General features: G+C 63.4%; 16 protein-coding genes. 11 read left to right on the forward strand and 5 right to left on the reverse strand.

Annotation, left to right across the window (positions count from 1 at the left end):
* Positions 1-355 precede the first annotated feature (355 nt).
* The gene (locus JQ597_RS32550; RefSeq protein WP_349628927.1) at positions 356-1,258 is read right to left on the reverse strand and encodes an alpha/beta hydrolase family protein; all 903 of its coding nucleotides are present in this window, start codon (positions 1,256-1,258) and stop codon (positions 356-358) included.
* A gap of 221 nt (positions 1,259-1,479) precedes the next feature.
* Here JQ597_RS32550 and JQ597_RS32555 point away from each other — a divergent pair, with 221 nt between their 5' ends.
* The 6 genes from JQ597_RS32555 to JQ597_RS32580 all read left to right on the forward strand — a co-directional run bounded on the left by JQ597_RS32555 (position 1,480) and on the right by JQ597_RS32580 (position 9,204).
* Positions 1,480-2,868 carry a class II 3-deoxy-7-phosphoheptulonate synthase gene (locus JQ597_RS32555; RefSeq protein WP_192740448.1) on the forward strand — a complete coding sequence of 463 codons (1,389 nt, stop codon included), beginning with the start codon at positions 1,480-1,482 and terminating at the stop codon, positions 2,866-2,868.
* 1 nt (position 2,869) lies between these two features.
* A complete protein-coding gene (locus tag JQ597_RS32560; RefSeq protein ID WP_192740447.1) occupies positions 2,870-3,223 on the forward strand; it encodes a diacylglycerol kinase in 354 nt (117 codons plus the stop codon).
* Positions 3,224-3,267: 44 nt separating this feature from the next.
* Positions 3,268-5,019, forward strand: coding sequence for an NAD+ synthase (locus tag JQ597_RS32565; protein ID WP_212269518.1), 1,752 nt, complete (start codon positions 3,268-3,270; stop codon positions 5,017-5,019).
* A 93-nt stretch (positions 5,020-5,112) separates the two neighbouring features.
* Positions 5,113-6,060, forward strand: coding sequence for a helix-turn-helix domain-containing protein (locus JQ597_RS32570; RefSeq protein ID WP_212269519.1), 948 nt, complete (start codon positions 5,113-5,115; stop codon positions 6,058-6,060).
* 110 nt (positions 6,061-6,170) lie between these two features.
* Positions 6,171-7,589, forward strand: coding sequence for an aldehyde dehydrogenase family protein (locus tag JQ597_RS32575; RefSeq protein WP_212269520.1), 1,419 nt, complete (start codon positions 6,171-6,173; stop codon positions 7,587-7,589).
* 58 nt (positions 7,590-7,647) lie between these two features.
* Entirely contained in the window at positions 7,648-9,204 is a 1,557-nt protein-coding gene (locus tag JQ597_RS32580; protein WP_212269521.1) for a GMC family oxidoreductase, read from the forward strand.
* A 62-nt stretch (positions 9,205-9,266) separates the two neighbouring features.
* Here the strand turns inward: JQ597_RS32580 and JQ597_RS32585 are convergent, their stop codons facing one another.
* Positions 9,267-10,469 (reverse strand): DUF2865 domain-containing protein, encoded by a 1,203-nt coding sequence (locus tag JQ597_RS32585; protein ID WP_212269522.1) that lies wholly within the window; start codon positions 10,467-10,469, stop codon positions 9,267-9,269.
* Positions 10,470-10,637: 168 nt separating this feature from the next.
* Entirely contained in the window at positions 10,638-10,946 is a 309-nt protein-coding gene (locus JQ597_RS32590) for a hypothetical protein (protein ID WP_212269523.1), read from the reverse strand.
* Between the two features lie 287 nt (positions 10,947-11,233).
* On the opposite strand from JQ597_RS32590, the gene cysS reads away from it, so the two are divergent.
* The 4 genes from cysS to JQ597_RS32610 all read left to right on the forward strand — a co-directional run bounded on the left by cysS (position 11,234) and on the right by JQ597_RS32610 (position 15,361).
* Positions 11,234-12,649: a cysteine--tRNA ligase gene (gene cysS / locus JQ597_RS32595; protein ID WP_212269524.1), complete on the forward strand. Its 1,416-nt coding sequence runs from the start codon at positions 11,234-11,236 to the stop codon at positions 12,647-12,649.
* Between the two features lie 117 nt (positions 12,650-12,766).
* Positions 12,767-13,276 carry a GNAT family N-acetyltransferase gene (locus JQ597_RS32600; RefSeq protein WP_212269525.1) on the forward strand — a complete coding sequence of 170 codons (510 nt, stop codon included), beginning with the start codon at positions 12,767-12,769 and terminating at the stop codon, positions 13,274-13,276.
* Complete coding sequence (cimA, locus tag JQ597_RS32605; RefSeq protein ID WP_212269526.1) at positions 13,273-14,871, forward strand: citramalate synthase; 1,599 nt, start codon at positions 13,273-13,275, stop codon at positions 14,869-14,871. Before JQ597_RS32600 ends, cimA begins: the two co-directional genes overlap by 4 nt.
* A gap of 112 nt (positions 14,872-14,983) precedes the next feature.
* Complete coding sequence (locus tag JQ597_RS32610) at positions 14,984-15,361, forward strand: VOC family protein (RefSeq protein ID WP_212269527.1); 378 nt, start codon at positions 14,984-14,986, stop codon at positions 15,359-15,361.
* Between the two features lie 45 nt (positions 15,362-15,406).
* Here the strand turns inward: JQ597_RS32610 and JQ597_RS32615 are convergent, their stop codons facing one another.
* Together JQ597_RS32615 and JQ597_RS32620 are read right to left on the reverse strand one after the other, a co-directional pair.
* A complete protein-coding gene (locus tag JQ597_RS32615) occupies positions 15,407-15,808 on the reverse strand; it encodes a RidA family protein (RefSeq protein ID WP_212269528.1) in 402 nt (133 codons plus the stop codon).
* Between the two features lie 21 nt (positions 15,809-15,829).
* The gene (locus JQ597_RS32620; RefSeq protein ID WP_212269529.1) at positions 15,830-16,435 is read right to left on the reverse strand and encodes an LOG family protein; all 606 of its coding nucleotides are present in this window, start codon (positions 16,433-16,435) and stop codon (positions 15,830-15,832) included.
* Between the two features lie 213 nt (positions 16,436-16,648).
* Between JQ597_RS32620 and JQ597_RS32625 the strand changes: the two genes are divergently transcribed.
* On the forward strand, positions 16,649-18,595 hold the full coding sequence (locus JQ597_RS32625) for an ABCB family ABC transporter ATP-binding protein/permease (protein ID WP_212269530.1): 1,947 nt from the start codon (positions 16,649-16,651) through the stop codon (positions 18,593-18,595).
* The last annotated feature ends 51 nt before the right edge of the window (positions 18,596-18,646 follow it).

The following is an 18,646-nucleotide window of genomic DNA, read 5'->3' on the forward strand; positions in this document are numbered from 1 at the left end:
GAGATCACGGCATAAGCCGTAAAGCCATTGCGCAGGGAAGGCCGGGTGTTCTCCGCTGCCCTGTATGCTCGTGTGCACACTTTTCTGTGCAAACCGCACACGAGACCGCGGGTGCAGCGCGCACCCGGTCTTCCCTGCGCCCTCTGTTTGAAGAGGGCGGGAAGTTTCTGGCAAAGCTCGGGCGCAACGCGTCGCGAGAATGCGAAACTATATCCACGTCGTCCCGGCGAAGGCCGGGACCCATAACCACAGGGAGACGTTTTGCGAAAGGTCTCTGCTACCGAGCTTCTATTGAGAGATCACGCGGTATGGGTCCCGGCCTTCGCCGGGACGACGAGTGGGACGACATCAACAACTACTCCGCCGCCTCGATCCATTCCGCCGCCCCACGCCACAACGTGTCGCGATGCTCAGGGCGGAAGAAACCAAAATGGCCGATCCGGCTGGCGCCGGTGTCCTTGGGTGTCACCGTGATGATCTCGGGTTTTGCGGCCGTAAATCCCGAGCACAGCAACTCCACCGCCGGCCGCGTCGCCCAGGGATCATCAGACATGCACAGCGCGCGCAACGCGCCTTTGTAGTTCGGAAAATTTTGCAAGGCCGCCAGATTCTTGTCGTCGAACATGTAGCGCGGGCTCATCACCCAGGAGACCCATTGCAGGAATACGTCCTTCGGCATGTCCATGCCGAGCCCGAGCCAGCCCGGCGTGTAGCCGAACGCGCGGGTGAGGGGGACCGCGGCATTGAGCATCGCATAGACGCGATAGCGCTCGGGCACCGCGATCAGTTTCCAGGTGCCGGCTTGGGCGGCGATAAACAGCGCGCGCGAAATCTCGGTGTTGTTCGGCAGCAGACCCAGCGCCTGGCCGCCAAAGGAATGCCCGACATAGGCAAACGGCAGCGCCTTGTAGCGCTCGCGCATCCAGGCCACCGCGGAGGTTACATCCTGCGCGGCCCAGTCCGACATCGAGGCGTTGAAGCCGACCAGCGATTTCGGCTGGTTGTAGCCGGTCATCGACTTCTGCCGCGAGTCGCCGGTGCCGCGGTAGTCATAGGTCAGCACCGCGCAGCCGCGCTTGGCGAGGTAGCCGGCAAAGCCGCGATAGACCTTGCGGTGGACCGCGGTCGCCGAATTGATCAGCACGGCGTGGCGCTTGGCCCCGCGCGGCAAGAACAGCGTAGCTCCCAGCGGATAGCCATCCGCCGCGGGAAGCGTGATATCGTCGATGAATACGTCGTCCAGCCCCAGCTCGGCCACCCGCGATTTCCTTCCTCGCTTTTCGCGATTTGGCCCTAACAAATGCGAATTCGGCTTTTGCTGCAAGGGCTTGACGGGGAGACCCGCAAGGCTTGACGGGGACACCCGCAAGGGCTTGACGGGGCAGGTGGAAATCTCATGGCGGTTGGCCATCGCCCTGTGTATAACCCGGCCCTTCGTAACTGCGGGTAAGTCGCGGTTTTTGCTCAGGAGTTAACGTCATGTCCGAGCGGTGGACACCCGATAGCTGGCGCGCCAAACCGGTGCTGCAGGTGCCCGATTATCCCGATGCCAAGGTATTGGCTGATGTCGAGGCGCAGTTGGCTACCTTTCCGCCGCTGGTGTTCGCCGGCGAGGCCCGCAATCTGAAGAAATCGCTCGCGCGCGTCGCCGCCGGCGAAGCCTTCCTGTTGCAGGGCGGCGATTGCGCCGAGAGCTTTGCCGAGCACGGCGCCAACAACATCCGCGACTTCTTCCGCGTGCTGCTGCAGATGGCCGTCGTGCTCACCTATGCCGGCGCGCTGCCGGTGGTGAAGGTCGGCCGCATCGCCGGGCAGTTCGCAAAGCCGCGCTCGTCGAACACCGAGAAGATCAATGGCGTCGAGCTGCCGAGCTATCGCGGCGACATCATCAACGACATCGCGTTCACGCCCGAGGCGCGCATCCCCGATCCGCAGCGCCAGTTGATGGCCTATCGGCAGTCGGCGGCGACCCTCAACCTGCTGCGTGCGTTCGCGACCGGCGGTTTTGCCAATCTCGGCAGCGTGCATCAGTGGATGCTGGGCTTCCTGAAGGACTCGCCGCAGTCACGCCGCTACAAGGAACTGGCCGACCGTATTTCGGACGCGCTGAACTTCATGCGCGCCTGCGGCCTCGACCTCGAAAGCCACCCCGAGCTTCGCGCCACCGATTTCTACACCAGCCACGAGGCGCTGCTGCTGGGCTACGAGCAGGCCTTTACCCGGGTCGATTCCACCACCGGCGACTGGTACGCCACCTCGGGCCACTTCATCTGGATCGGCGACCGCACCCGCCAGCTCGACCACGGCCATGTCGAATATTTCCGCGGCATCAAGAACCCGATCGGCCTCAAATGCGGCCCGTCGCTCAAGCCCGATGAACTCCTGAAGCTGATCGACATCCTCAATCCCGACAACGAGCCGGGCCGGCTCACGCTGATCAACCGCTTTGGCTCCGACAAGGTCGGCGATCATCTGGCGCCCTTGATCCGCGCGGTGCAGCGGGAAGGCCGCGTCGTGGTCTGGTCGTGCGATCCGATGCACGGCAACACCATCAGCTCCAATTCAGGCTACAAGACCCGCCCGTTCGACCGGATATTGTCGGAAGTGAAGTCGTTCTTCGCCATCCATCAGGCGGAAGGCACCCATGCCGGCGGCATTCACCTGGAAATGACCGGGCAGGACGTCACCGAGTGCATCGGCGGCGCCCGCGCCATCACCGACGAGGATCTCAACGACCGCTATCACACGGTCTGCGATCCCCGTTTGAACGCCGAACAATCGATCGACATGGCCTTCCTGATCGCCGAACTGCTCAAGCAGGAACGCGCCGGCAAGGTCAAACCGATACCGGCTGCAGCGGGTTTCTGACTTGCTGCGACTCTGGCGCGCCACGATCAATACGCGTAACGGCCTCGCTTTTGCGATCCGGTCGGAGCAGGCCGTCCGCGAGGAACTGTTTGCGCTGGCGCTGTCGGTGCCGCTGGCCTGGCTGATCGGCGCCACCGTGATGCGCCGGGTGGAACTGGTCGCGGCGGTGGCGTTCGTCCTTGTCGTCGAGATCCTCAACACCGCGATCGAAAAGCTCGCCGACCGGCTCACCACCGACCATGATCCGCAGATCGGGCGGGTCAAGGACATGGGATCGGCCGCGGTCGGCGTGGCGCTGTTGATGTCCGGCGCGTTCTGGCTGTTTGCCATCGCCGAACGCATAGGCGCGTTCTAAAGGCAGCGATTGAAGTTTCGGCGTGTGCAGGGCACCATTGGCGTATGAGCGAACCGAAATTCACAATTACGCTGGCGCAGTTGAACCCGACCGTAGGCGATGTCCCGGGCAACGCCGCGAAAGCGCGCGCCGCGCGTGAGCAGGCGAAAGCCGATGGCGCTGATCTGCTCGTGCTGCCGGAATTGTTCATCACCGGCTATCCGCCGGAAGACCTGGTGCTGAAACCGGCGTTCCAGGCGGCTTGCCGCTCCGCGATCGAGGAACTGGCGCGCGAGACCGCGGGTGGTGGTCCGGCTGTCCTGATCGGCACGCCCTGGGTCGAGGACGGCAAGCTCTATAACGCCTGCGCGCTGCTCGATGAGGGCCGCATTACGGCTCTGCGCTTCAAGGCCAATCTGCCGAACTACGGCGTGTTCGACGAAAAGCGCCTGTTCGCACGCGGGCCCGCCGCAGGGCCGGTGACGGTGAAGGGAGTCCGGGTCGGCGTCCCCATCTGCGAGGACATCTGGCTCGAAGAATCAGAAGAATACGAAAATGTCGTCGAGTGCCTCGCCGAGACCGGCGCAGAAATTCTGGTGGTGCCGAACGGCTCGCCATACGCCCGCGACAAGAACGATCTGCGGCTGTCGATCGCGGTCGCCCGCGTCACCGAGAGCGGTTTGCCGCTGGTGTATCTGAACCAGATCGGCGGGCAGGACGAACTGGTGTTCGACGGCGCATCGTTCGCGCTCAACGCCGACCTTTCGGTCGCGACGCAGATGCCGGCGTTCGAGGAAAACATCACGACGTTGATCTGGACCAAGAGCCCGGACGGCTGGCGCTGCAATGGACCGGTAGTGCCGCTGATCGACGGCGACAAGGGCGATTACGCGGCCTGCGTGCTCGGCCTGCGCGATTACGTCCGCAAGAACGGCTTTCCCGGTGTGCTGCTCGGCGTCTCCGGTGGCATCGACTCGGCCTTGTGTGCGGCGATCGCGGTCGATGCGCTCGGCGCGGAGCGTGTTCGCGGCGTGATGCTGCCGTTCCGCTTCACCGCGCAGGTGTCGCTGGACGACGCGGCAAAGCTCGCGGCTGCATTGGGCTTCCGCTACGAGGTGTTGCCGATCGCGGACGCCGTGAACGGGTTCGAGAAGATTCTGTCCGGCACCTTCGCCGGCCTGCCGCGCGACATCACCGAAGAAAATCTGCAGGCGCGCACCCGCGGCACGCTGCTGATGGCGATTTCGAACAAGACCGGCGCGATGGTGGTCACGACGGGCAACAAATCGGAAATGTCGGTCGGCTACGCCACACTCTATGGCGACATGAACGGCGGCTTCAATCCGATCAAGGACATCTACAAGACCGAAGTGTTCCGGCTGTCGAGCCTGCGCAACGAATGGAAGCCGGACGGCGCGCTGGGCCCGTCGGGCGAGGTCATTCCGGTCAACATCATCGTCCGCCCGCCGACCGCGGAATTGCGCGAGAACCAGACCGACCAGGATTCGCTGCCACCCTACGAGATACTCGACGGCATCCTGGAACGGCTGGTCGAACGCGAGGAGCCGCTGGCTTCCATCATCGCGGCGGGTTTCCCGGCCGATGTGGTGACGCGGATCGACCGGCTGCTCAACATCGCCGAATACAAGCGCCGTCAGGCGGCGCCGGGCGTCAAGGTCACGGAAAAGAATTTCGGCCGCGACCGCCGCTATCCCATCACCAACCGTTTTCGCGACAACGGCAAGGCATTGCCGGCGCCTGACGAGAAACTGGTCGCCCGCGCGGGGCGCGCCTCGGCGGACGTGTTCGACGGCTAAGGCTTTGACTCCTCGTCTTCATCTTGCCTAGGATGGTACGCCTTTTGCTTGCCGGAAGGTTGTGGCCGTCCTGCACGAAGAAGGCCTTGGCTGATGATGCCGCCGTTTACGTCACGCTCCTATTTGGATGTCGACTCTTTCCAGGCCGACATCACCAGCGTTTGCGGTCATTTCAACGTCAGCCCGGCAAGCCGAAGCGGGCAGATGAAGGGGCGGATCGCACTGGACCGGTTTTGCGGCGTCGAGATCGCCTCCATCGGTCTCGATGCGGATCGCGTGGTGCGCGACCAGCGCGATATCAGGACCGATGACGCGGACTATTTCTTCCTGATCATTCAGTCCAGGGGCAGGGTTTTGATGCGCCAGGGCGGCTATCGCGCGCTGCTGCGCGAGGGCGACATGTTCCTGGTGGATTCGGCTGAGCCGGCGAGCTTCGAGTTTCAGGGCCGCTACGGCGAACAGATATCGTTGCATCTGCCGCGCGACGAAGTCATCAGCCGCTTCGGAGACAGCGTCCATGGCGGGATCGATCTCAGACGCGAAGATGCGCTGAGCCTTGCGATGCGCTCGGTCCTCGAGCGCATGCTCGATGGCCAGTCGGGCGGCAGCAATCGTCTCGCCGAAGCATTCTTTAGCGTGTTCGGCGCGTTTCTGTTCGAACGCCGCAATGGCGCGCGTCCGCAAATCGCAGATGATCGAAGCCTGATTGCCGCGGCGGTGCGTGCCATCGACTTGTACGCCAGCGACCCGGAATTCGGCCCCAAGCAACTTGCCGGTCATCTTGGCGTGTCGCTGCGCAAGCTGCAGCGTGAATTCAGGCAGATCGAGGAAACGCCGGGCCGGAAGCTGATGTCGACGCGGCTGGCGCGCGCCCATGAGGCGTTGCGGCGGCGATCGCCCGCGGCCGGACCGCGGACGGTAAGCGAGATCGCGTATGAGCAGGGTTTCAACGATCTCTCATATTTCTATCGCGAGTTTCGCAAGCGCTACGGCGTCGCGCCCGGCTGTGCCGCGCGCCCGGGGGTCAGCGCCGCGGATTGACGTTTCCGTCCATATCGCGCTGTCGCGTAGCTCCAAGACAGTCCCGCAAGCCGTTTTCCAATGTGCGTCATGCCGGCGAACCGCCGGCGGGCCACGGGGGAAACGACGGGATGTCCGAGACTGCAACAACCTATTCGATGGTCATCGACGGCAAGGCCGTCGCCGCCGCCTCAAGTTTCCCGGTGTCCAACCCTGCGACGAGCAAGATCGTGGGCCTTGCACCTAACGGCACTGCGGCCGATCTGGACAAGGCGGTCGCGGCCGCCGAGCGCGCCTTTCCGGGCTGGTCGGCAAGCCCGGATTCCGAGCGTGCAGCGGCCTGCGTGGCGATCGCCCGGAAGATCGGCGAGCATGCCGAAGAACTCGCCGCCCTGGTTACCCAGGAACAGGGCAAGCCGCTGAACGGCGTCGGTTCGCGCTTCGAAATGGGCGGGGTGCAGGCGTGGGCCGGCTATACCGCCTCATTGTCCCTGCCGATGCAGCTTCTCCAGGACAACAATGAGGGGCGGGTCGAGATGTACCGCAAGCCGCTCGGCGTGGTGGGCTCGATCACGCCCTGGAACTGGCCTGCCTTGATCGCCACCTGGCACATCCTGCCCGCCGTCCGCACCGGCAACACCGTCGTCGCCAAACCCTCGCCTTACACGCCGCTGTCGACCCTGCGCATGGTCGAATTGATCAATGAGGTCCTGCCGCCGGGCGTGGTCAACGTGGTTTCCTGCGACGATGCGACCAACAATCTGGGCGGCGCGATGGCGTCGCATCCCGGCATCCGCAAGATCGTCTTCACCGGCTCATGCGCCACCGGCTCGAAGGTGATGATGTCGGCGGCGGAAACCATGAAGCGTCTGACGCTCGAGATGGGCGGCAACGATGCGGGCATCGTGTTGCCGGACGTCGATCCAGAGGCCATCGCCGAAGGCCTGTTCTGGGGCGCCTTCATCAATATGGGCCAGACCTGCGCCGCGATGAAGCGGCTTTACGTGCATGAGGACGTGCACGACGCCGTCTGCGAGGCCCTGGTCGAATACACCAGGAAGATCCCAATGGGCGACGGCATGGACGAGAGCAGCATTCTCGGACCGGTCGCAAACAAGATGCAATTCGACAAGGTCAGCCGTCTGGTCGAGGACGCCAGGGGCAGGGGACGCGTCCTCCTCGGCGGCGCGCCGGCCGACGGGTTGTTTTTCAACCCGACCATCATCGCCGGCCTGACCAACGGCGATGCGCTGGTCGACGAGGAGCAGTTCGGCCCTGCGTTGCCGATCATCAAATACCGCGACGTCGAAGACGCGATCGCACAGGCCAACGCCTCCGAAAACGGACTTGGCGGCTCGGTCTGGTCCGCCGACATCGACAGGGCGCGCGAGATTGCCAGGCGCATGGAATGCGGTTCGGTCTGGATCAACAAGCACGGCATGATTCAACCCAACGCGCCATTTGGCGGGGTCAAGAAATCGGGTCTGGGCGTCGAGTTTGGCGAGGAAGGCCTGCAGCAATACACCGATATCCAGGTTGTATTCAGTTGAGTTCTCGCCGCCGATCGCCATTCACCAGCTCTCGTTTCGCTTGAGGAAGCACACGCCGATGACCAACAAACCGAACGGTAATCATGCACTCGACGGCACATTCGACTATGTGATTTGCGGCGCCGGCTCGGCCGGCTGCGTGCTCGCCAACCGGCTGACCGCCGATGGCGCCAGCGTGCTGCTGATCGAGGCCGGACGTCCGGATAATTCCGACATGATTTCGACGCCGCTGCGCCTGATCGAGTTGTGGCAGACGGAATACGACTGGGGCTACACTACCGCGCCGCAGAGGCACTGCCACCAGCGCCGGATCTATTGGCCACGCGGCAAAACGCTTGGTGGTTCGTCATCGCTGAACGGCATGATTTATGTCCGAGGCCACGCCAGCGACTACGACGCATGGGCTTATGCCGGCAATCCCGGATGGGACTACGTCAGCGTGCTGCCCTATTTCAGGAAGTCCGAAGACTACCAGCGCGGAGAGCACAGCTTTCACGGCGTCGGCGGGCCGCTGCACGTCACGGCGGACTTCGAGCCGCATCCGCTGACGAAAGCCTTTGTCACTGCCGCGGTCGAGGCCGGCCATCCCGCCAACGACGATTGCAACGGCGCCGACATCATGGGCGTCGGCTACACGCATCTCACAACAAAGGACGGCCTGCGCCATTCCACCGCTGCGGCCTTCCTGCGTCCGGCGCTTGGGCGCAACAATCTCAGCGTGGTCACGGGCGCGCTGGTGCAAAGGATCGAGATCGATGGCCTTAGGGCGGTCGGCGTGACCTACATGCTGGATGGCGCGTTGCATTCGGTAAGAGCCAACCGTGAGGTCGTCTTGTCGGCGGGAGCGCTGGAATCGCCCCGCTTGCTCATGCTGTCGGGCATCGGCGAGCGCGCACAACTCGAGGAATTTGGCATTCCCGTGATCAAGGAACTGCCGGGCGTCGGCAAGAACCTGCACGACCACACGCTATGCGCCATGATCTTCGAGGGCTCGAAGGAGATTCCGCCGCCGACCAACTTGGCCATTCAGCCGCTGCACGCCCACGCGTTCATGAAAACGGACGCGGCGCTGCCGGGCCCAGATCTGCAACCGCTGTTTTTCCACGTGCCCACCTATTTGCCCGAGCAGGAGGCGGTGACGCCGAATGCCTACACGTTGAACGCCGCCGGCATTCGCCCCACCAGCCGAGGTGAATTGCGTCTGACCAGTGCGGATCCACAGGCTCCGCTGATGCTCGATCCCAACCTTCTCGCGACGGATTACGATGTCGCGGCTCTGGTCAAGAACATGCGGATCAATCGCGAAATCGTAAAGCAGCCGGCGCTGGCCGAATGGACCGCCCGCGAGATCTATCCCGGTCCGGACAAGCAGACCGATGAAGAACTGGCCGACTACGCACGCAGCGCCGTGACCACCTATCACCATCAGGTCGGCACCTGCAAAATGGGGAGGGACGCCCTATCGGTGGTGGATCCATGTCTGAAGGTTCACGGCATTGCGGGTCTGCGGGTTGCTGATGCCTCGATCATGCCTCAGGTCACGTCGGGAAATACCAACGCGCCGACGATCATGATCGCCGAGAAAGCCGCCGACATCATCTTGTCCGGTTCGTGACGTGTAAGGTTGCGCACCGGCATCATCCCGTGATCCCGGTGCGGGACAGGATTACGCTGCAATTACTGTTTCGGCGGGATGAAGGTCGGCCCGACGGTGCGGATCGGCTTCTTCTCGTCCGTCGCGCCGGTTGACTCGGCGGCAGGCGCCGGAGTTGCAGGAGCGGGCGCGGCGGCCGTCGTGCCTGCCGGTGCCGTGCCTTTCTTGGCGACGGGGGCCGTCTTCTGCTGAGGCATCGCGCGCTGCTGCATCCTCTTCGCGCTCTCTTCGGTGACGATGATGTCGCCCTGCTGTTCGGCGGCGGCTTTCTCGTCGATCGATTTCAGCGCATCCGACCAGGTCTGGCCCGCGGCCTTGCAGGCGCAGGACGGATTGAACTCGGTGCGGAATTTGAACGCGTTGGGCAGCGACGAGTAGGGCTGGCCGCTGACCGAGACCGCCTGGTTGATGTCTTCGCCGGGATTACGAAAGGTGAACAGCGATGCTTCCGTTGCCGGGCACAGCGCCTTGCAGGTCTTCTCATCGTCCTGGAAGCGCGCCTGGTAGGTGGCGAACGAGACCGGGAAATAGGCGCCGTCGCAGGTGCGCACGCACACCGTGCGGAACGTGCCGGACGGCGCACCAAGATCGGCGCTCGGCGGAGGGATGGTGTTGTTGCCGAACAGATTGTCGATGAAGCTGCCCCCGCTGCGCGCGGCGGCGGCGTATTGCGGGCCGCAATTGTTCTGCGCGAGCGCCGTCAGCACCGAACGGCGCTGGTTTTCGCGGTCGGCGCCGCCGATGCCGCCTGAGCGCAACCGCTCGAGGCTGGTCGTCATCTGCTCGAGATTGCCGCGCATCTGCTGAATCTGGTTATTGACCGGTCCGCATTGTGCGGACTGGCCGTTGAACAGCGAGAAGAAGCCGGAACTTTCGCAGCCCATTCGCTTTGCTTGCATCGTGACGCGGTCGAGCTCGGCCTGCTGTTTGGTTGCCGCTTCCTGATAGCGGCGGATTTGTTCTTCCTTGGCGGGATCGCCGCCGCTGGCACCGCGGTCGACGGCTGCCAATTGTCCTTCAAGCCGGATGCAGATCGGGTTGGCTTGCGCGCCCTGTTGCTGCGGAGGCGGCGCTGCTCCGGGGGGCATTTGTGCGAGCGCGTCCATATTGGATTGCGCGGGATCGGCTTGTGCGGTCGCAGCCGAATTCGTCGCGGCGATGCCAGCAAGCAGCACGGCGCAGGTCAAAATCCACCGGGAGAAGGGAGTAGTCAGCGTCAGGGGCATGTCCAGCCATCAGAAACGAATCCGCGCGGCTTTATAGCCGAAAAGGCGCGGCCAGGGCGGCATGGTGCGGCCGAGGCCGCATCCCATAGCTGCTTCTCGGGGCAGCGTCACGTCGTTTCCGCGGCGCCGGTGTGGCAATGCAGCAACGGCCCGTTGTGGCGATCCGGGTCAGCGCTGGCAGGTAATGGCGACGTATTCGTCGCAGCCGCTGCCGCTACACCTGTCGTTTCCGCCCCTCGGAACCGATCCGGTGATTTCATCGGGATCGACGCGGCGGTAGGCGGTGGCAGAAGCAAATTCGCGTGACTGGCAATAGGAGCGGGCGGCATGGGCGCCGCATTTGTCACCTTTGGCGAGGCACTGGTCGATGCCGTAGCTGTCGGCCTGATTGGCAATGATGAAAACGCGGCTATCGGCATAAGCGGCCGAGGCGGCGAGCAGGAATGCGTTGGTAAAAAATGCTGCTGAAATTCGCATGGGGGCACCCAATAAGGAAAAGGGATCGCCCCTCTCAGATAAGCCCAAAGTCTTAACAATGATTAACCATGAGCCGGTTGCCGGGCGTTTAGCGGCGAATTTGGCTCAAAAACGGGCGCAGGCGGGCCTTGACGTCATCCCCCGGGCTGGGACATGGTGGAACCATGAACGGTTTCCTCGCCATCTGCAGCATTTGCCGCGAGATTATTAGCTAGCGATTCGCTGGCTGAGGCCGTCTTTTCTCAAATGAGATCACTGGACGCCCGGCCGTAAGGTACGGGATACCCATGCAATTACGACTCTACGATACGTTGACCAAGGAGAAGCGGCCGTTCACGCCGCTCGATTCCAATAACGTCCGCATGTATGCCTGTGGACCGACGGTCTATGACTTCGCCCATATCGGCAACGGTCGCGCCGCGATCGTGTTCGACGTGCTGTTTCGCGTGTTGCGCCATCGCTATGGCGCTGATCATGTGACCTATGTACGCAACATCACCGACGTCGACGACAAGATCAACGTGCGCGCCGCGCGCGACTATCCCGGCGTGCCGCTGAACGAGGCGATCCGCAAGGTCACGGAAACCACCTATCAGCAGTATCAGGACGACGTCACGGCACTCGGCTGCTTGGCCCCGACCGTGCAGCCGCGTGCGACCGAGCATATCCCGGAGATGCGGGCGATCATCGAGAAGCTGGTTGCCGGCGGCTTTGCCTATGCCGCCGAAGACCACGTGCTGTTCTCGCCGCAGGCCATGAATGCCGCAAATTCGGTGATGCCGCGCTATGGCGCATTGTCGAGGCGCTCGCTCGACGAGATGATCGCGGGCGCCCGCGTCGACGTCGCGCCCTACAAGCGCGACAACACCGACTTCGTGCTGTGGAAGCCGTCCAAACCGGGCGAGCCGTCGTGGCCGTCGCCGGCCGGTATCACCGTGGAAGGTCGCCCGGGCTGGCACATCGAGTGCTCGGCGATGGCCTGGAAACATCTCGGCGAGAAATTCGACATCCATGGCGGCGGCATCGACCTGGTGTTTCCGCACCATGAGAATGAACTGGCGCAGACCTGCTGCGCCTTTCATTCCGACCGCATGGCTGAGGTCTGGATGCACAACGGATTCCTGCAGCTCGAGAGCGAGAAGATGTCGAAGTCGCTCGGCAACTTCTTCACGATCCGCGAGATGCTGGCCGATTGGCCGGGCGAGGTGCTGCGCTTGAGCATGCTCAAGACGCATTACCGGTCGCCGCTCGACTGGACCACCAAAGGGGCGGAAGAAAGTGCCAGGACGCTGGATGATTGGTACGCCGTCGCAGCCGACGCCGACGCCGGTGAGCCGTCGCCGGCCCTGACCGAAGCCCTCTATGATGACCTCAACACGGCGCAGGCCATGGCGGTTTTGCACGGCCTGCGCAACGCAGCGGCGTCCGGTGGCGATCGCGAACGAAGCGAGTTCGCCGCGTCCCTTCGGCTGCTCGGTTTCCTGTCCGTGAGTGCGGCAGACTGGAAAGGTCGGAAGCAGCAGGCGAGCGGCATCGATGCAGCGCAGGTCGATCGGCTGATCGTTGACCGCGCCGCCGCGCGGGCGCGAAAGGACTTCAAGGAGTCCGATCGGATCCGCGACGAGCTCGCCGCGATGGGCGTTGTCATCAAGGACGGCAAGGACGCCGATGGCAAACCTGTGACCACCTGGGAGATCGCGTGATGGACAAGCCCGACACGCCTTTCCCAAAGCACTGGCGCTACTACATCTTCATCAAATGGGCTGTCATCGTTGCGGCGGTCGTGCTCGTGCTGAGATTGTTCGGAGTATTTTGACGCGATGGGACAGTCGTTGCCCAAACCCGCACTACGGCCGTTTCTTGCGGCGGATACCCCTGTTGTGGCGGCGATCTTCGTTGCCGCGATCCAGGAATTGACCGGCGACGATTACAGCGAGGCGCAGCAGGAGGCCTGGGCGTCGGCGGCCGATGATGAGGAACAATTCGGCAAGAAGCGGGCCGGTGAATTGACCCTGATCGCGACGCTGCAGAATTCGCCGGTCGGGTTTGCCTCCCTGAAGGGCGCCGATCACATCGAGATGCTCTTCGTGCACCCCAGCGCGGTGGGGCAGGGCGTCGGCGCCATGCTGTGCGATGCGCTGGAAAAGCTTGCCGGTGCGCGCGGCGCCAGGATTCTTACCGTTGACGTCAGCGACAACGCGCAGGAATTCTTCCTGAAGCGCGGTTACGTCGCCATGCAGCGCAACACCGTCACCATCAACGGTGAATGGCTCGCCAATACCACGATGCAGAAGACGCTGGCCGAGGCCGCGCCGGGAGCGCCACAATGAGCCGCGAACGCCTTTATCTGTTCGACACCACGCTGCGAGATGGCGCGCAGACCAACGGCGTCGACTTCACGCTGCATGACAAGCAGATCATCGCCGGCATGCTCGACGAGCTTGGCATCGATTATGTCGAAGGCGGCTATCCCGGCGCCAATCCGACCGATACCGAGTTCTTTGCCACCAAGCCGAAGCTCGACCATGCGCGCTTTACCGCGTTCGGCATGACGCGGCGTCCGGGCCGCTCGGCTTCGAACGATCCGGGGCTGGCGGCACTGATCGAGGCCAAGGCGGATGCGATCTGCTTTGTCGCGAAAGCCTCCGCCTACCAGGTGCGCGTCGCGCTCGAAACCACGAACGAAGAGAACCTCGCCTCGATCCGCGACAGCGTGAGTGCCGCCAAGGCCGCCGGCCGCGAGGTGATGGTGGATTGCGAGCACTTCTTCGATGGCTACAAGGAGAATTCCGAGTTCGCGCTGGCCTGCGCCAAGGCGGCTTATGAGTCCGGCGCGCGCTGGGTCGTGCTGTGCGACACCAATGGCGGTACCATGCCGCATGAAGTCGAGACCATCGTCGGCGACGTGATCAAGCTCATTCCCGGCGGTAATGTCGGCATCCACGCCCATAACGACACCGAGCAGGCGGTCGCCAACTCGCTCGCGGCGGTGCGCGCCGGGGTGCGGCAGATCCAGGGCACGCTGAACGGGCTCGGCGAGCGCTGCGGCAATGCCAATCTCTGTTCGCTGATCCCGACCTTGCGCCTGAAGAACGAATTTTCGGACGCCTTCGAGATCGGCGTCACCGATGAAAAGATGGCAACCTTGATGAAGGTGTCGCGGACGCTCGACGACATGCTGAACCGCGCGCCGAACCGCCACGCCGCCTATGTCGGCGAAAGCGCCTTCGTGACCAAGACCGGCATCCACGCCTCCGCTGTCATGAAGGACCCGCACACCTATGAGCACGTGCTGCCCGAACTGGTCGGCAACCATCGCAAGGTGCTGGTGTCCGATCAGGCCGGCCGTTCCAATGTGATGGCTGAACTGGATCGTGCCGGCATCCCTTACGAGAAGAGCGATCCGAAGCTGGCGCGGCTGGTCGAGGAGCTGAAGGAGCGCGAGGCGGCCGGTTACGCCTACGAATCCGCCAATGCGTCGTTCGATCTGTTGGCGCGGCGTACGCTTGGGCGGGTGCCGGAATATTTCCGGGTCGAGCAGTTCGACGTCAATGTCGAGCAGCGCTACAATTCCAACGGCCAGCGCGTCACGGTGGCGCTCGCGGTGGTAAAGGTCGATGTCGCCGGCGAGCGGCTGATATCGGCCGCGGAGGGCAACGGCCCCGTCAACGCGCTCGACGTCGCGCTGCGCAAGGACCTCGGCAAATACCAGAAATACATCGAAGGCCTGAGACTGATCGACTACCGCGTCCGTATCCTCAATGGTGGTACGGAGGCGGTGACGCGGGTGCTGATCGAGAGCGAGGATGAAAACGGTGATAGCTGGATCACGGTCGGCGTCTCGCCCAACATCATCGACGCATCGTTCCAGGCGCTGATGGATTCGGTGGTCTACAAGCTGGTGAAATCAGGCGCGCCGGTGTGAGGCCAAGAATGTAGCCCGGATGAGCGCAGCGAAATCCGGGACTGACGTTTATTGTTGATCCCGGATGTCGCTGCGCTCATCCGGGCTACGGGCGATCGATAGAAGGTGCCGCATGCTCGATCACGTCTCCGTCGGCGTTGCCGATCTCGAACGCGCGGCGCGCTTCTATGAACCGACACTGGCCGCGCTCGGCCTGTCACGGCTGGTGACGCGCCCGGCAACAATCGGCTTCGGCAAAACCTATCCCGAATTCTGGATCAACCTGCGTGCCGGCATGCCGCCGGTCGCGCCGGAGAGCGGCGTCCACATCTGCCTTCGCGCGCGGTCAACTGATGCGGTCGATGCGTTTCACGCCGCGGCGCTCAGCGCAGGCGGCCGCTCCGACGGCGCGCCGGGCTTGCGTCCGCACGACCGCGTGAAATACTATGCGGCGTTTGTGATCGATCCCGACGGCAACCGCATCGAGGCGGTGACGTTTCCCGATTTGTAGCAATGATCGGAAGCCAGGCAGCGATAGCGACGAAGCTCCGTCAGCTCAGTCGACGACTGCGACGGCCTCGATCTCGACCAGCCACTCGGGCAGTGCGAGCGCGGATACCCCGACGAGCGTGCTCGCCGGTGGCGTACCTTTCGCGAAGAACGGTGCCCGCGCTTTGCCGACGATGGCCCGATGCTCGGGTTTGTAGTTCACGACATAGGTGGTGATCTTCACGACGTCGCCGAAGTCGGCGCCGGCCGCGGCAAGGGCGAGCCCGACATTGCGCATCACCTGTTCGGTTTGCGCGGCCAGATCCCCGGCGCCGACCAGTTCGCCGCGCTCATCGATCGACACCTGTCCCGCCGTGTAGATCGTGCGCGTCCCGGTGGCTGCGACGACTTGCGAGAAGGCCGCATTGTGCAGCAGTCCTTGCGGGCGAGGGTGCTCCAGCGTGCTCATGCCCGGAATCCTTCTACCTACTTACAGCCGTCGCGCGACGTCCGGCGCCATCTCCTGGGTGCCCGCGGGCGCAAGGGCTGCGGCGGCGCGCAGGCGAGGCAGGACGTCCTCGACGCGTTCGGCCTTCAGGACCTCGACGTCCAGGGCAGGGCGGATGAACTGATTGGCGCGCATATGCGTCAGCAACGCGATCAGCGGCTCCCAGAAATCGTCGATGTTGGCGAGCAACACCGGTTTGGTGTGCCGGCCGAGCTGTTGCCAGGTCATCTGCTCGACCAGTTCCTCCAACGTGCCGACGCCGCCGGGAAGGGCGACGAATGCGTCGGAGCGTTCGAACATCAGCCGCTTGCGCTCGTGCATGTCAGGCGTGACGACCAGTTCGGTAAGGTTCGGATTCATGCGCTCGCGGTTGGCGAGAAAATCCGGAATGATCCCGGTAACGGTGCCACCGTGATCCAGCACGGATTTGGCAACCGCGCCCATCAGGCCCACCGATCCGCCGCCATAGACGAGGCGGATACTGTTCTCGGCGAACACCTTGCCCAGCGCGATCGCAGCTTCCACGAAACGGGGGTTCGAGCCGGAGCCGGAGCCGCAATAGACGCAGACGGTTTTGATTTGGTTCATGTAATTTATGTGGCACTGCAGCGTAGAAAGCTCAAGTCCGAGATTATACTGCCACAGTGGTTTTGAACCCGAAATGCGGGCAAACCGGAGAAAGTTTTGCCTTTCAAGGCTGTACGCGGCGTTTAAACGCTCTATATGACGAGCAGAATGACGATCAATGGAAACCATGTAACGGCGAACGGGCGCGCCATCAGACTTTTGGGCGCTTGATCCATGGCCGACACTGATTCGCGAGCCGACGAAGCGCCACTGCCCGATAGCTCCTCCCTCGAAAAGGCGACCCTGATCGGGACGCTGGCGCATCTGTGGCCCTATATCTGGCCCGGCGACCGCGCCGACCTGAAAATGCGCGTGGTCTGGTCGATGGTGCTGCTGCTGGTCGCGAAGCTCGCGACGCTGACGGTGCCCTTCACCTTCAAATGGGCGATCGACGCGCTCAACGGCCACGGCAGTGCGCCGGTGGAACCGTCGAACTGGACGCTGTGGTTGATCGCGTCACCCTTGCTGATGACCGCAAGCTACGGCGCGGTGCGGGTGCTGATGGCGGTGCTGACGCAGTGGCGCGACGGCATCTTCGCGCGCGTTGCGATGCATGCGGTACGCAAGCTCGCCAACATCACCTTCGTACACATGCACGAGCTGTCGCTGCGCTTCCACCTCGAGCGCAAGACCGGGGGACTGACCCGCGTGCTGGAGCGCGGCCGCACCGGCATCGAAGTGATCGTGCGGATGGTGATCCTGCAACTGATCCCGACCATCGTCGAGGTGTCGCTGTTGATGGCGGTGCTGCTGTGGCAGTTCGACTGGCGCTACGTGCTGGTCACCGCGGTCACGGTCGTGATCTATATGTACTACACCTACATCGCGACCGAATGGCGGATCGAGATCCGCCGCAAGATGAACGATTCCGACACCGAGGCGAACACCAAGGCGATCGACTCGCTGCTCAACTACGAGACCGTAAAATATTTCAGCGCCGAGCAGCGCGAGGCCGCGCGCTACGACCGCTCGATGGAGCGCTACGAGCACAACAGCGTGAAGACCTACACGTCGCTCGCGGTGCTCAACACCGGGCAGGCGGTCATCTTCACGCTCGGTCTCACCGCGACCATGCTGATGTGCGCGATCGGCGTGCGCAACGGTACCAACACCGTCGGTGACTTCGTCATGGTCAACGCCATGATGATCCAGTTGTACCAGCCGCTCAATTTCATGGGCATGGTCTATCGCGAGATCAAGCAGGCGGTGATCGACATCGAGAAGATGTTCAGCGTGTTGTCGCGCAACCCTGAAATCAAGGATATCCCGGGCGCCGTGCCGCTGGTGGTCGGTTCGGGCAATGTGCGTTTCGAAGACGTGCGGTTTGCCTATGACCCCGAGCGTCCGATCCTGAAAGGCCTCAGCTTCGAGGTGCCGGCGGGCAAGACGGTTGCGATCGTCGGGCCCTCGGGGGCGGGCAAGTCGACGATCTCGCGGCTGCTGTTCCGCCTTTACGACGTTTCCGGCGGTCAGATCCTGATCGACGGCCAGGACATCAGGAACGTCACCCAGGCGTCGCTGCGCGCCTCGATCGGCATGGTGCCGCAGGATACCGTGCTGTTCAACGACACCATCCGCTACAACATCCGCTACGGCCGCTGGGACGCCAGCGATGCGGAGGTGGAGGCGGCCGCGCAACTGGCGCAGATCGACAGCTTCATCCGGATGTCTCCGCTGGGATATGAGACCCAGGTCGGCGAACGCGGACTGAAATTGTCCGGCGGCGAGAAACAGCGCGTCGCGATCGCGCGCACCGTGTTGAAGGCGCCGCCGATCCTGGTGCTCGATGAGGCGACCTCGGCGCTCGATAGTCATACCGAGCATGAAATCCAGGAATCGCTCGAGCGCGTCTCGCGCGGCCGCACCTCGCTGGTGATCGCGCATCGGCTCTCGACCATCGTCGGCGCCGACGAAATTATCGTGCTGGATCAGGGCCGCATTGCCGAGCGCGGCACGCATGCCCGGCTTTTGGCTTCCGGCGGACTTTATGCCAGTATGTGGAACAGGCAGCGCGAAGCCGAGGAGGCGCGGGAGAAGCTCGCGCAGATCGACGACGACAACGAGGCGCCCAACCGCACCCCGCCGCCGGTCCAGGATCCTCTGGTCACCGCTGCGGAATAATTGAAATACAGCTCGATCCCGAAAGAACGGGACCGGGCCAGCCAATAGTGA

This window comes from Bradyrhizobium sp. AUGA SZCCT0177 (assembly GCF_018130125.1).
GTDB lineage: Bacteria > Pseudomonadota > Alphaproteobacteria > Rhizobiales > Xanthobacteraceae > Bradyrhizobium.